17 protein-coding genes and 1 pseudogene are annotated in these 13,865 nt (G+C 54.1%); all 18 read right to left on the minus strand.

The window, feature by feature from the left end; genetic code table 11:
- Positions 1–60: 60 nt before the first annotated feature.
- Positions 61–675: a tail assembly protein gene (locus ADK28_RS24255; protein WP_048796887.1), complete on the minus strand. Its 615-nt coding sequence runs from the start codon at positions 673–675 to the stop codon at positions 61–63.
- Positions 676–734: 59 nt separating this feature from the next.
- Entirely contained in the window at positions 735–1,304 is a 570-nt protein-coding gene (locus tag ADK28_RS31860) for a hypothetical protein (RefSeq protein ID WP_152929747.1), read from the minus strand.
- A gap of 64 nt (positions 1,305–1,368) precedes the next feature.
- Positions 1,369–2,076, minus strand: coding sequence for a C40 family peptidase (locus ADK28_RS24260; protein ID WP_048796888.1), 708 nt, complete (start codon positions 2,074–2,076; stop codon positions 1,369–1,371).
- A gap of 8 nt (positions 2,077–2,084) precedes the next feature.
- On the minus strand, positions 2,085–2,837 hold the full coding sequence (locus ADK28_RS24265) for a phage minor tail protein L (RefSeq protein WP_171404673.1): 753 nt from the start codon (positions 2,835–2,837) through the stop codon (positions 2,085–2,087).
- A 9-nt stretch (positions 2,838–2,846) separates the two neighbouring features.
- A complete protein-coding gene (locus ADK28_RS24270; RefSeq protein WP_048796889.1) occupies positions 2,847–3,185 on the minus strand; it encodes a phage tail protein in 339 nt (112 codons plus the stop codon).
- Positions 3,185–6,127, minus strand: a complete 2,943-nt coding sequence (locus tag ADK28_RS24275) for a phage tail tape measure protein (RefSeq protein WP_048796890.1) — start codon at positions 6,125–6,127, stop codon at positions 3,185–3,187. Before ADK28_RS24275 ends, ADK28_RS24270 begins: the two co-directional genes overlap by 1 nt.
- A gap of 232 nt (positions 6,128–6,359) precedes the next feature.
- The gene (locus tag ADK28_RS24280) at positions 6,360–6,719 is read right to left on the minus strand and encodes a hypothetical protein (protein ID WP_048796891.1); all 360 of its coding nucleotides are present in this window, start codon (positions 6,717–6,719) and stop codon (positions 6,360–6,362) included.
- Between the two features lie 9 nt (positions 6,720–6,728).
- Positions 6,729–6,983 carry an immunoglobulin domain-containing protein gene (locus tag ADK28_RS24285; protein WP_223915390.1) on the minus strand — a complete coding sequence of 85 codons (255 nt, stop codon included), beginning with the start codon at positions 6,981–6,983 and terminating at the stop codon, positions 6,729–6,731.
- 5 nt (positions 6,984–6,988) lie between these two features.
- The gene (locus ADK28_RS24290) at positions 6,989–7,444 is read right to left on the minus strand and encodes a hypothetical protein (RefSeq protein ID WP_033655098.1); all 456 of its coding nucleotides are present in this window, start codon (positions 7,442–7,444) and stop codon (positions 6,989–6,991) included.
- 34 nt (positions 7,445–7,478) lie between these two features.
- Positions 7,479–7,883, minus strand: coding sequence for an HK97-gp10 family putative phage morphogenesis protein (locus ADK28_RS24295; RefSeq protein ID WP_048796893.1), 405 nt, complete (start codon positions 7,881–7,883; stop codon positions 7,479–7,481).
- Positions 7,880–8,269, minus strand: coding sequence for a hypothetical protein (locus ADK28_RS24300; protein ID WP_048796894.1), 390 nt, complete (start codon positions 8,267–8,269; stop codon positions 7,880–7,882). The genes ADK28_RS24295 and ADK28_RS24300 overlap by 4 nt, the downstream gene beginning before the upstream one ends.
- Entirely contained in the window at positions 8,256–8,594 is a 339-nt protein-coding gene (locus ADK28_RS24305) for a phage head closure protein (RefSeq protein WP_048796895.1), read from the minus strand. Before ADK28_RS24305 ends, ADK28_RS24300 begins: the two co-directional genes overlap by 14 nt.
- The gene (locus ADK28_RS24310; protein ID WP_048796896.1) at positions 8,591–8,917 is read right to left on the minus strand and encodes a head-tail connector protein; all 327 of its coding nucleotides are present in this window, start codon (positions 8,915–8,917) and stop codon (positions 8,591–8,593) included. Before ADK28_RS24310 ends, ADK28_RS24305 begins: the two co-directional genes overlap by 4 nt.
- Positions 8,918–8,925: 8 nt before the next feature.
- Positions 8,926–9,129 carry a hypothetical protein gene (locus ADK28_RS24315; protein WP_048796897.1) on the minus strand — a complete coding sequence of 68 codons (204 nt, stop codon included), beginning with the start codon at positions 9,127–9,129 and terminating at the stop codon, positions 8,926–8,928.
- Between the two features lie 48 nt (positions 9,130–9,177).
- Positions 9,178–10,398, minus strand: coding sequence for a phage major capsid protein (locus ADK28_RS24320; RefSeq protein WP_048796898.1), 1,221 nt, complete (start codon positions 10,396–10,398; stop codon positions 9,178–9,180).
- A 15-nt stretch (positions 10,399–10,413) separates the two neighbouring features.
- Complete coding sequence (locus ADK28_RS24325) at positions 10,414–11,265, minus strand: head maturation protease, ClpP-related (RefSeq protein WP_033655091.1); 852 nt, start codon at positions 11,263–11,265, stop codon at positions 10,414–10,416.
- Between the two features lie 12 nt (positions 11,266–11,277).
- The gene (locus ADK28_RS24330; protein WP_048796899.1) at positions 11,278–12,582 is read right to left on the minus strand and encodes a phage portal protein; all 1,305 of its coding nucleotides are present in this window, start codon (positions 12,580–12,582) and stop codon (positions 11,278–11,280) included.
- Positions 12,582–13,832, minus strand: a pseudogene (locus ADK28_RS24335) (terminase large subunit); the annotation flags it as partial. The pseudogene ADK28_RS24335 and the gene ADK28_RS24330, both read right to left, overlap by 1 nt.
- Positions 13,833–13,865: the final 33 nt, after the last annotated feature.

The following is a 13,865-nucleotide window of genomic DNA, read 5'->3' on the forward strand; positions in this document are numbered from 1 at the left end:
TGTGCCATATTTCGCCCATAAAAAAAGCCGCTATGCGGCTGTCTGTTCAAACGAATGTCGTTATTGCTGGTCTTCGGTATAGATGCCAGCAGATATAACCGCTCCGCCTATCTCACGCGTGCCGTAAAGCACACCAACGGGGTTTCCCTGCGCCGTTGTGTTAACCGGCCCGCCAAAGGCATAGCTAGGCTTATTGTCCTGGTCTTGGCGCATGCGCAATCCGCCCATTTGCGGGGAGAGCATTTGAACAACACCACCAAGGGCCATTGCTGCACCTGCATAAGCCATAGAAGCCCACCCTCCCGTTGCCGAAAAAACACCAAGCCCAGCGGGTGAGAAGGCCATAGCCGCACCAATCAATGCCACGCCTAAAATAGTTTGGAATAGGCCAGCGCGCTTGCTCCCAATCACAACGGGAACAAGGTGAATATCTTCCGTCCCTTTGGTGAGTTCAAGCTCATCCTGTCCGACATTGCGCTTACCAACGAAAACTGAAAATGTCAGGCCGCGCTTGTGCGCCTCAAGCATGTAGCGTTCAAAGCCTGGCAACAGATTTTTCATCGCATCAATCGCCTTTGGTACTGTTATCGCGCGATACTTAAACTCCCGGCCAAACACATTAATCATAGGGCCGTGAAATCGTATAGTTCTAAGTGGAACCTCTAGAAACCCCATACCACCTCCAATAAAAAACCTCGTAATACGAGGTTTTCCCCTAACAGTAAATATAAATATTATTTTTTACTCTTTATCCTAATCAATTCGCTCTCTAGATGTGACTCAAAATCCCTCCCCATCTTCTTATCCATAGCTTCTTTGAACATATTTATAGTTGGCGCATTAGTTACCATAACAGAAAGGGCTTTATTATTTGGCATTTCAATGTGCATTTTCATTGCTATTTCCGAAACCACAGATAGATTCAATTCTCGTTTACCATCAGGGTTAGTAATAATCAGCTCATTAGCATCATGGCCATGAATTTTTGTTAGCTGACCTTTACTTGTATGTTCTGAAACATCGCTACCACAATGCTTGCACTTCACAGCATCACGATTAATACCCTCTGCACAGAAAGGACATTTGACTATTTTATAGGAAGGGGTAGACTTGCAAAACACAGAGATTATCAAACCACAAACAATGACAATACCACCTATAATAATTTGATTTTGTTTGTTTGCCATCAATCCAATGTTATTTACTCTTCCACCATATCCGGTTGCAACACTTGTATCAATATTTAAAGCCACAAGCACCCATATGACGCCGACAGCTAATATTAAGAAACCAATATTTCTCATTTAACTAACACCTATCCGGACTAAAAAGTACCGATATGTTAGCAGATGCCATAGAAACAATAAATTAGTACCTTAACGCCCTAAGCCTAACAATTTTGATCGTTCTTTCTTTCCAATAGCCGCCGTAAGGAACACGCTGGCTCAGCATGCCGTACATATGGTGCAGCAACATACCATCTTCAAGCAGAATACCGGCATGGTTCGCCACTGGTGCGGAAACCTGCATAATCACCATGTCACCCGGCATCGGTGGGCCGTCGAACTCGCGAAAGCCGCAGTCATACCAGTTGTCCATGTAGAGATTTTCGCCCCGTTCCCACCACGGATAATCAACGCGGTAATCCTGGAGCGCTATGCCGTGCTCCTGCCGGAAATAGCTCATGATCAGCCCCCAGCAGTCGGTATGCCCCAACACGAACTGGCGACCAATCAGCGGCAATTCCCCACGCGGCATGATCGTTCGCAAGTCTCCCTCCGGCCAGCTGGCGATCACCCAGGGCAACTCCATCGCGTCACATTGCGCCTTGTCCAGTTCGCTTGGCTGCGTGGTGGCATCCGGGTGACTGTGCACAATCATTGTGATCGTCCCCCACTCGGCAGCGGTCACATAATCCTCTGGCGACAGATGAAATTGTTCGGTGGGATTGTCCGCCAGGTTACGGCAGGGAAAATAACGCTCCACGCGGGATTTCTGCGCCACGATGCCGCAACACTCGCGCGGATACTCTGCCTCAGCATGCGCCATAATGGCCGCTATGGTTTTCTCTTTCATAACGCCACCTACTGCTTAATCAATGCTGCGCCAGGGAAACCGCCGAACGGTAAAGGCTCAGTCTCACCAAAACGTTTTTGGCAATCACTCAGCAGCCCACCGCACCGATCTTTACTTGGGTCATCCACCGGATTTCCCTTGTCGTCAAAGTATCGCGTGCCTGCGTAATCGCAGCCCTTACCGGTGCGATACCATCCACGCGAACACCAGGTGCAAAGGCTGTGGATTTGCCTGGTCGGTATGCGCAATCCCCGCAGGTCTGCCGGGCTGGAGAGTTCGAACTCCACCGCTTCATCGCTTTCCGTCGCTTTGCGATCGATGTAGAACACCTGTAGCTTTTCCTGCACCGGGTCAGCCGTTGGGTTCCCTTCTGGGAAATTTCGGGCATCAAGGTAATGCACCAGCGTATCGTGGATCAGCACCTTGGCCTGTGCCATATCTTCAAACTGAAGGCAAAGCGCAGTGATCAGGCCGTTGATATTGGCAACCGTCAATTTCGGCTCCGTGCTTTGGCTGTCGGAGGATATTTCCAGCCCCTCAACGGAAAACGGCCACGGCCCGTACTCCTTGCCCTGCCACCAGATCGATTTTGCGGGTAGTTTCGTTTCGTCCCCGCCAGCAGCGGCGAGTTCCTCCGGCGTATAGGGGAGAGTGTCGCTGTGAAAACGCAGAATATCAGCACCGAACTTCGTACCGTCCACTTCAACAAGGCGAACGCGGTTGCCCGGCTCCAACTTCTGCAGGTCTGTATTCAGCATGATTAATCTCGGTTAAACGTGGAAGGCCTCGGTAAACGTGGCCGTCAGTGAATAGTTATCGCCGCCCATTGCGACAGGCTTATAGCCTTCGCAGCGATAGAGGCCGGGAACGTTGGTCGGAGGTGTCCATTGGAATGACTTCACCCCTTGATGACCTTCAAGAAAGGCGATGATAGACGTGATGTAGCTGTACTTACCGATAAAGGTCAAATCCCATGAGCGAATGATCGGGTTGATCCCATCACCGGAAACCTGCATATAACCATCGCCGAACTGCGCTTTCCTGATACGAAATCGGGTATCACCGGCGGCATTGACGCGCGCCGGATAGTTGAATGTCTGAATAGCCATTACATCCCCTTGATTGCTTTCCAGATAGGCTGGCCGGGCTTCAGGTTCCGGTTGATGACCTTCTGGCTTTCCTGCGCGGCGATGTTGCCCATCTGCTTGCCAAACTCTTCCCAGCCCTGATCGGCCTGAGTATTCACATTGCCGCCGCCTTCAATGGTGATGTAGACGTTCGGCGCAGCAGCAGCCTGCTGTGGCATACCAATAGCCCGCACACCTAGCGAACCGTCCGCCCCACGCTTGAGCGGCATGATCGCCTCTGGGCCAGCCTCGCCCATCAGGCCAGCACCCTTGGCGAACGCAAACATGGTGGGATTGCTGACGATCTGCCCGCTGTATGCACTCAGTGACGGCGACGAATAAACGCCGCCTTTGGCGTTGGCGAACATCGGTACTTGCCCTGGGTCATTGCCGGAGGGTGCGAAGAAGTTCATTCCGGCTTTCAGCGCGTTGAACATCGCCATCTTGATCATCATGCTGGCGAGATCGGTCAGGACAGACTTGGCGAAGTCGTTAAAGCTGGCTTTGCTAGTGGTGACGAAGTTGGTCAGCATGCCGGTCATGCCGTCAAATGTTCGGGTGGTAGCGTCTTTCACCTGCCCATAAACGTTACCGGCATTGGCTGACCAGTCCATCATTCCCTTTTTCAGCCCTGCGGTGTAATCGCCCTCGATAGCCGCTTTTTCCTGCGCAGCATTGCGGACAATATCGAGTTGCCTCTGCTGCTCACTGGCGAGAATGGCCGTCTGTTGCATGTACTGCTCTGACGTTTTGTCCGTCACTTCCTTGTCCAGCTGCAAACGGTGTTGCTGGAAAGACTGCCGGATTTGCTGCTCAGCCACCATCTGATCGTAGGCATCAGTTGACATGGTCATCTGCGCATTACGGTTGGCGTACTCCTGCTGTTTCGCGGCCGTTTCCATCACCAGGCTACGGGTTTGTTCCAACAGTTTTTTGCCAATCTCCCTTTCGCGGTTTGCCTTTTCCAGCGCCACATTTTCGGTTAATTGCGCCCTGATCTGGTCTTGCATGGACAACAGGCTTTTTTGACCGGCGGTCAGCTTCTTACCCTGAAGCCCTGCAATCTCCTGATCGAAAGCCACCAGTTTTTTCTGCGATTCGGTCAGTTTGTCGGTATCTTGCGCCTGCGCGCGTAGCACAGAGGATTGTTGTTGCAACTGCTGTAGACGTCTTACGCCTTCACTATCGCTATACGCTTTGGGCTTTTCACCGTACTGCTTGTTAACGCCTTTCAACGCTTGAGCATATTGCTCTGCGCTCAGACGCCCCTGATCATGTAGCTTCTTAAATTCGGCTGTAAGGCGAGCCTGTTCCTTTTTAGGATCAGCACCAGCCTTAATAGCAGCGGAGACTTCATTCTGTAACTTAAGCTCTTTCCGGGCGGCTTCCTGTTCCTGCTGCCGCCGCTTGTATAGCTCTTCGTTGGTTTTCTTCACCTCGTTAGCGGTATCGTTACTGATATCCAGCTTAACGCCCTGCGCCAGTGCCTGCGCCTGGCCGGTTTTCATCTGCGCCTGACCAATGATATCAAACGCGGACGCCACTTCATTTTTCAGCGACTTCCAGATAGACGCCAAGCCGCTGACGCTGTTCTCCTGCTCGGTGACTTTGGCTTTCACATCATCAAGGTATTTCTGCTGAAGTAACGCCGTCGCTTCACTGGTTTTGCCCTGCCTGGACAGCGTGGCGATGTGATCGATAAACGTGGTGTTGAGCTGAACACCCTGATTGGTCAATGCCTCCATTGCCTTTAGAGGTTCACCGCTCAGGCTTGATAGCGTCGAAACAAGATCATCGGATGACATACCCAGCTCGTTCATCCGTGTGCCGGTTTCAGCTATGTCCGACAGCATATTGCCGCCGAATCCTGCGCCGGCAGCGCTGGTGACAGCCTTAACCGCATTCTCTGTGCCGCCAAGCGTCATCGTCAGCATGCGCAGATCATTCACCGTCATAATGGCCTGAAGCCCTGACTTTTGAAGCGCTGCGGTATATGCCTTGGTCTCTGCTTCCCCTTTTTGGAACGCGGTATACAATGCCGTGGCACCGGCAACCGCCGCCATGATGCTTAAACCTACCGGGCCACCCAGCAGGGCCAGCGCACTTTTCATCAGGTTAGTGCTGACCGCTGCCGCGCGCGCCGTAAAGGAAACCTCCTTGTTGGCCACGCTGATTTGGTTAAGGGAGGAGAGCAGGTTGGTTTTGCCCTGGGATTCGGCAATATCTGCCGCCAGCACCGCTTTTGATGCCTGCGCCATTTTCTCCTTGGCGCTGACCTCAGCGAGATCAGCCTCGCGCACCTTGCGGTGAATGTCGGCATACTCTTTCTGATAGCTGACCGAAAGGCCGTAGAGCTGGTTCTCCTGATTTTTGGCCGCATAGAAGCGCGCCATTTCCTGCGCCTGCTCGCGGGATGCTTGCGCCTGTTCACGGGTACGCTTGGCCGCGTCGAACTGCGCCTGAGCCTGCTGGCGTGCAGATTGCGCCTGTTCAATCTGGCCCTGCGCCGCCTTGTTAAACTCAAGGGCTGCAGCCTTCGCCGCTTCGCGTTGGGCTTCCCAGCCGCTGGTCAGCCCCTTAAAGCCGATGAAGGTGCGGTCGAGCGTCGGGATTAACGTATTGGCCAGCGTGCTGACAGCGATGTTACTCCCACCGGCCAGACCGCTGATCACACTTCGCAGCCCTTCGAAGCCGCCCTGGCTGGCGCTGAGCGCACCACTCAACGAGTTAAGCTGACCGCCGGTGCGCTTCGCCTGATTGCCTATCTGGGTCAGCGCTTCGGTGGTTTTCTGGCTTTCCTGCTGCGCCTTGCCCGTGAAGTTTTTTGACGCGGTTTCTGCCGTTCTGAATGAATCGACAATTTGAGATTTAAAACTGGCGGAATTCAGGTGCAGCGCTACCGCCAGAGTAGCTACATCGGCCATTACATGAGCGCTCGCATAACGGCAGCACACTGTTCATCAACATCAGATGCGACAGGGGCTGACAGATTGACAGGGGGCGGGTTAGCAGTATCGGACGTTGCCTTATCCACCAGCGAATAGAACGCCTCCCAGTGCTGGATAATGGAGGCCGGGAGGGCTGCAATTTTTCTGACGTCAGGCTCACCGAAGCGATCGGCCAACTGATAGATCAGCCATAGCCACGGTGAGTGGGTCAGTTTTTTTCGGCTTCCTCCAGCGTGCCGTAGCTGTGGCTCTGGATAGCGCGGATTGCATCAAATAACGCCGCGTTATCATGAGCGGCCAGCAGTTCTGCCGGTGAAGGCAAATCAGACGCAGGTACTGATTTACCCTGTTCGTCAACCAGTGCAGAGAGGATCAACTGAGCGCCCAGCAGTGTTGCTGCCTTTTGGTCACTCTCTGCCTGTGCCTTTCCAAGCTCTTCGTCGTAATCCATCAGTTCACCGGCGGTCAGGCGGCGGATATGCACCGGCACGCCAAACAGCGTGTGCGGCACCGCTGTATTGGTGGGTTGAAGCAGCGCGGTCTTGAGGTTGATTTTCTTCTGGGTCATGCCATTTCCTTATTTAATAGTTACGGTTGCGGTAGCGCTGTTGATGGTGTCTGATCGCTCGGCAGACAACACCACGCGATAAGCGCCAGCATCCGCCGCCACAACAGAGTTTTTGGTGTAGGTGGCAGCAGTGGCGCCGCTGATATCAGTGCCGTTTTTCTGCCATTGATATTTAACGGGCTTGCCGTTACTGGAGGTAGCCGCAACAGTCAGGGACAAATTGCCCCCGACTGCCAGATCAGCGCTCTTCGGCTGGGTAGTCACGCTGATCACACCTTTGGGGCTACAGCTCCCCAGGTGTTGCTGTTCTGCTTGCCTTGCACCGTGATCTGAATGACTTCACTCGCCGGAGCGGTGATTTCGTTCATCTTCCAGCCAGACAGCGAAAGGATCGATGTAGAGGTGCGACCGTTCGGCAGCTCAACATAGAACTGAACGGTTTCACGGTTGTCCGCTGCGGTCAGGAACGCCGCAAAATCGGTATTGGATGGATCGTCGATAAACCCGATCGACTTCTCCGCGCCTTCCGGCAGGTCGGAGATAAATTGCTTTGTGGTGTCGATCAGGGTCGTGCAATCGACAAAACTGCCGGTCTGCCCCATCTCGCCCACAGCTTTACAGTTAACCAGCGCCTTCATGGCCGTCGGTGCTGCGCCGACAGCGCCCCACTTAACAACCGTGCCAGCCGGAAGCATGGCGTACTCTGGCGACGTTTTATCAGCCATAATTTCCCTCACTTAATGATTGTGGCAGCGGTCGCTACCGGTTTTCGATGCCGTAGCGGAGTTCTGCCGCCAGGATGCGTAATACGCGGGTTTTGTTGTAATCGAGTGCCGGGCGGATAAACGGTGCGGCAACCTGCTTAACCGTGCCGAATTCCTGCGCCAGCGCCTTCATGTGATGCTTCTTGCTCGGGCCGACCTTGAATGTCATTACCGTCAAATAGCGAGGATCGTTCATGCGGCTCGTACTGCGGATTTTTATATCGTCTCGCATGTGCGACCCGGTGCTGCTCTCATCAAAACCGGCATGCTGTTTCATGTCTTCCAGCACCGGCTCCAGCGCCGCTCGCCCGGCATCTCGTAATACCTTGACCGCTTCATCCCCCATCGCCTTTAACTGGCGCTCCAGAGAATCAAGGCCCGTAACGTTTATGCTGATCATGTGGCGTCCTCCGGGTAACAGATGACGTAATCACGCACCAGCCGGTACTGAACGCTGTTGTTGGTGAGGGTGGTTGCTCCCTGTTGCATCGTGCCGCGTGTTACCGTCTGCACGGGCCAGCGCCCAATATGCCCGTGCTGAATGCTCTCCCAGGCGGCGCAGATAGCCTTATCCAGTTCAATCAGGCGCGCGTAATCATCGATGACATACAGCGCGACCTGAAAGCGCCCCTGAATCAGTGCCGTGCTGGCTAGCCCGGTATCAACTTTCGGGTTGCTGATCTTCTGATACGTCACGCCTTCCTGTTCCGGGTCAGGCAACAGCAGCGGGTACGCTGGCAGGCTCGTTAGTGCCTCCAGTGCCGCTTTGATTTCATACTCGATCATGACGAATATCAGCCTCCGCCGTAATTAACAGCCGGTCTCGCTGTGAACGGTCAGGCGCACGAACGGTAAAAGTTCGCTGCTGAAATACCACCTGCCAATCAACGGTAATTTCATCCCGTGGCCGCAATGTGAACAGCATGGTTTCCACTACCTGCCCCTGTTCACCCGTGCGAATTTTTCGGTTGGAGATCGGCTCCGCATCCGCCCAGACCTCAGCGACAAATTCAAAGGATTTGACCGGTGCGCCGGTCTGCTCATCACGAACCGTAACGGGGCGAAGAAGCTTGATGCGAAACTCCAGCGAACCTGCGCGTAATGATTTCATAAGCCGTAAATCCGATAGGGTTGAAGTAAAGACTCAACAGCCAGCGGCAATTTTGATGCCGACGCGCCAACAATCGCGGCCTCACGGTTCGCGTACCAATGCCCGATACAAAGCAGCATAGCCGTGCGTACATCATCATCCAGCAGCAGGTGATCTTCGTCGGCATCGCATCCGGGGTCGGATTCGCTGGCGTAAAGGGTGCGGCGGGTATACATCTCAACATGCTTTTTCGCCGCACCGATGTAGACGCCGATTAGGGTGTCATCCGCACTGAAATCAGGTTCCAGGCGGCAATGCTCTTTCACCAATTCCAGCTTTAGCATGGCTCACCTTACTTTTTGCTTTTCTTGACTGGCTCTGGCTGCTCTGGCTGCTCTGGCTGCTCTGGCTGCTCTGCAGGATTGTCATCACTCACCTGCTCGGCATAGCCTTTTTTGATCAGCTCACGCCCGTGAAGCTCCTGAGTTTCGAACAACTCGCCGTCATTCACCACCCGGCTACCGAACAAGATCGGTACAAGTGCTTTAACTTTCATGGGTATCTCCTTGAAAGCGGCCCGAAGGCCGCTATGCGGTGCGGATAATTAACCGCCGGTTGGTGGGGTTGGCACGGTGAAGGCACCGGTAACAAACGCTTCAGGTCGTTTGACCGCCAGCGCCACACGCTCTTCGCAACGAATCGAGATCATGTTCTTCTCGAAGTCGTCGGCGTTCTCGGTACTGATCACCACGTTTGCCTCTTCACGGTCAAAGAGCTGTGCACCTGCACTGAAGGCACCGGTCAGGAATTTACCCAGGAACGCCGCTGACTCCGTCGCGACAACAGGCAAGCCCCAGAGAGTCGGGCCAGTTAGCGCGGCTGGATTGGCGAGGATATAGCGGCCCAGCGAATCCTTGAGCAGCTCAATCTTGGCCCAGTCGGTGAAGTGCAGCACATGGCCCGTTGATGGGAAACGTGCCAGTTGCGCCTGCAACATTGCCAGGCGCAGATCGTCAATGCCGTTTTGCATCGCAACTTCAAACGCCGCCTTATACTTCGACGCCTGCGGCATGATGCCCTCCAGGTGTGCACCGGTGCCGTCACCGAAGAGAATCTCCTGCTCTTCGACATACTTCAGGCCGTAACGCATCTCTGCATCAATGGTCGATTGCAGCTGTGCGAAGTCATCCAGAATCTGCTTGGAGGCTTTGAACATATGGGCCAACGTGCGAACCGGCGTGATCTTTTCAGCGAATTGGATATCGCTGTACGGCTTCGTGGTATTTTCAGGAACGGCGGCGGCCTTGTTGGTGAAGCCGGTTTGTTGCACCCAATAAATCGTGCTGGAGCCTGTGGTGCCTGGTGCGATCAGGTCGCGAATAAACAGGCGTTGTTTCGGCGCGGTATCAATACCCGGCAGGCGTTGCGGGGCCACAATCTGCCCAGGAACATCGGTAGAGATCAGCGTCGCGTTAACCGGAATGCTCAGCCGCTGAGAGGCCTGAATACCGGAGGCAAAGTCTTTCAGCGCTTCTGCCGAAATCACCTGCTGCCCGACCGATTGAACCACTTCAGCCGCGCGGTTCAATGGCATTTGCGCCACATGCTGCTCCAGCTCACCCAACCCAGCCTTCAGCGTTTTTTCTGCCGCCTTCAGGGCGTTCAGTTCGGTCGCCATTTTATCAACGCTGTCCTTCGTCGCTGCGGACAGCTCGCCTGATTTTTTCGCCTCTTTCAGGGCGTCCTCGGCCTTGGCGTTAAATTTGCTGGTTGCATCTTCGATAGATGCGGTGACTTTTTTCAGAATCTCATTAACTTCAGACATAATTTCTCCAAATAATTAGCACGCCGCGCACAGCCCGCTTAACGCGGCGTTCAGCTTGGCAAGGATTTCAGGGGATGGTTCGGTAGCGCTCGGCGTACCCGTCGGATCGGTAACAGCGCTCGGCGTGCTACCTGTTAAGGCTTTCAAAAGTTTTCGGCGTTCTGACCGAGGGGTATTAGCCTTGGCCAGTATGGAATCCAGCTTGCGCAATGCTGCCGCCGGTGAGTCTTCGTCACTACTGACCGCATCGGATGACAACAGGCTATCGGCAAGCCCTTTCTCGATGGCATCACTGCCGCCAATGTAGCTTTCGCCGTCCATCAGTTGCTTGACGGTGTCGCTATCGAGACCGGAGCGGGCAGAGTAAATATCCGCCATTGCGTTATCGAAAGGTTCGAGGTACTCCACCATTGCAGCAAAGTCATGGCGATTACCGATCGCCACTACCCAGCAGTTATGGATCATCAGGAAAGCACCGCGGCCGATTTGAATCTCGTCACCGGCCATCGCAATGATTGAGGCTGCGCTTGCAGCCAGGCCCAACACTTTTACGGTTACTTTGCCCTGGTACTCTCGCAGCAGGTTGTAAATCGCCAGCCCCTCAAACATGTCCCCGCCCGGCGAGTTAATGTTTACGGTAACGTCAGCGCCATTCATTGAGCGCAGCGCACCGGCGATCCGTTTCGCTGTAACGCCTTCGCCCCAGTAATCCTGGCCGATAACGTCGAACACCGAGATAGAATTGTCGTCAGAGGCAGCGGCCTTTAGACCGCCATTCCATCTTTCGAGCGCCGAAGGCAGCGGCTCACAGGTAACGCCCGCGCAGGGACGCCCCGCCGGTGCGACCGGAAGTCGTTTTTTTGTCATGGGGGATTGCTCCTACGCCGCTTTTTTCAGCGGTGACTGGTCTTCAGGAATATCGGGGAAAAGATAATTATGCAGCCGGGTGATAGCGCCAGCCTGAGCGCCGAGATTGTTCTGTTTCAAGTCCTCAAGCGGGGTCAAGTTAAGCTGCACGGTATAGATTTCACCGCCAGGAATCGGCGGCAGGTTTTCAAGTCGGCGTACATCGTTGCGACTCATCCAGCCATTCTGCAGAGCGGTGGTGTAGTACGCCGCGCGGCCAACACTATCGGCACGCAACAAACCTTCCACCGAGAACTCTGCAAAGTAATCTTCATCGCTATCGAGCAGGCAACGTGAGATTTCTTGCTCGATGTTCACCAACAGTGGGCGTAGCGTGTTGGTCAGGAAAATCAGGTTCATCCCTTCAACACTCGATGCCCAGCTACTTTGCTTCGTCACATGCCCCACCATGAAAGGCGGCACCCGGAACCAGCGACAGATTTCCTCAATGCTAAAGGCTCGGCTTTCCAGCATCTGCGCGTCTTCAGGATTCATCGTGACATTCTGGTACGATAAATCCCCCTCCAGCACCATCATTTTACCGGCGTTTTTTGAACCGGCGAACGCGGCTAAGTATTGGCGCAGACGCTCTCGCTGCTCTTTATTCAGAGCAACTTTCGAACTGATGTATCCTGACGTTTGCAGACCGTTTTCAAAGATTTTTGCCGCAGACTCATCAACAGCCATCGCCGCCCCAAACACGTCACGGCCCGAACTCAGCGGCATCATGCCGCAGACACCATCCAGACCAAAGCCGCGAATGTGCATCATCCGGTCTACGGGTATCACGCGCTTTTTGCCGTCCTCGGTGTAGGTGTACTGCAACTGCCCGGTATCCAGACGTTTAACCACCATGTTTTGAGGCAACAGCGGATTAAGCGCCACCAGCTTTCTGCCAATCATTTTTTTCTCAATGAAGGCATTCCCTCGCAAACAGATGCTGGCCACCACCATCAACATGAATCGGGACGGCGTCATTTCGAGGTTCGGGCGGCGGCACAACACCTGGTATGCCGGGTGATCCTGCGCCAGCTTACGAGAACCATCCGTCTCACGACGATAGACTTTCATCGGTAAAGTGGAAACCGATTCGCTGAGTAACCGGATGCACGCCCATACAGCGGAGAGCTGCATAGCCTTGTCTGCAGTGACCACCTTGCCGCTGCTGCTGGTGCCGAACCATTCTTGCCAGAATGTCCCGGTAGTGAGACTGATAGGAACACCCAGCCAATTTAAAAGGGCGCTTTTAACGCGCCCAGGTTGCTTGTTTTTGCCCATCAGATACCTACCATGATCGGATCATCGAAAAAGCCATCAATATCGCCGTCATCCTCAACAACGCCGTCAGCAGCACCGACGGCCATCGCCAGCCCTACAACGCCATCTATACGGCCATTACTGCGCCGTTTGCTGAATACCCGGTTACCGCTTTTATCTTCTTCAATAACCGCGTTGGCCGCGTTCCAGCGCAGACAAGGATTAAACAGGATGGTGATTTCTTTCTCGGTGATGAGTTGTTCGAGCAGCTCGATTGAATGCGGCATCCACAAGCCCGACTCCGCCGATTTGCCGAAGCCTTGCCCATGAGGAACCAACGGTACGGTCACCCCTTCATCCAGCAATTCAGGCTCGAGATAATCCATGTGATAACGGTCGAAAGCGATCGACCGAATATCAAAGAGTGCCGCCAGCTCGGCGATTCGTTTAGAAACGAAGCCGTAATCGATAGCGCTGCCCTTTGGCGCGTGCAGGTACTTTTCACGCACCCAGGAATCATACGGAACGCGGTCATTTCTGGCCCTGTCATGCAGCGTGTCGCGCGGCGTCCAGAACTCCACCAGCGCCGTCTTAATGCGCGGGAAATACAGCCCCAGCGCTGTCAGGTCGCGCTTGCCGGACAAGTCCAGACCGCCAAAACACTCTTCCCCTTTCAGGCTTTCGATATCGAATGTTTTTTCACATGCCATCCAGATATCGCCACCGATCCACGGGTTTTCAGCATCCACCCATTCGCAGAAGTTAAGGCGTCTGACCAGGCTTTCTTTCGACGGCATGCCCCGCGCATCTTCCACCTGCTCGCGTAAATATTCAGGTTGGAACGTATGCCCCATTGAGGGGTTGGCTTTTGCCCAGCAGGACTCATCCTTGAAAGGATCATCACCCTCATCCAAAGAGCAGATGAACGCAAAGAAGGCGTCGTTAACTTTCTGACCGGCGGCAAGTTGTTTGCCGTACTGGTGGTACTCGTAGCAAACGCTGGTTTTATCGTGACCGCTGTTTGTGATCATGAAGATGAGCGCTTGCCTGCGGCCTTTTGTCCCGGCGCGCATCATCTCAACCACTTTGTTATCTTTGTGCTCATGCACCTCATCAATGAGGCAACAGTGCGGACGCGGCCCTGATTGCCCATCATCAGAGCTGATCGGGCGAAAAAAAGAACCCGTTTGCAAAAATGCCAGGTTCCATTCTTTACCGGCCCCGCCGGAGGGATCGATACGTTGGGCCAGCGCCGGGGACTGGTTCACCAATCACACCGGCGGATACGTTGCCCGAAACGGCCG

Source organism: Serratia sp. 506_PEND, assembly GCF_001076875.1.
GTDB classification, from domain to species: domain Bacteria; phylum Pseudomonadota; class Gammaproteobacteria; order Enterobacterales; family Enterobacteriaceae; genus Serratia; species Serratia marcescens.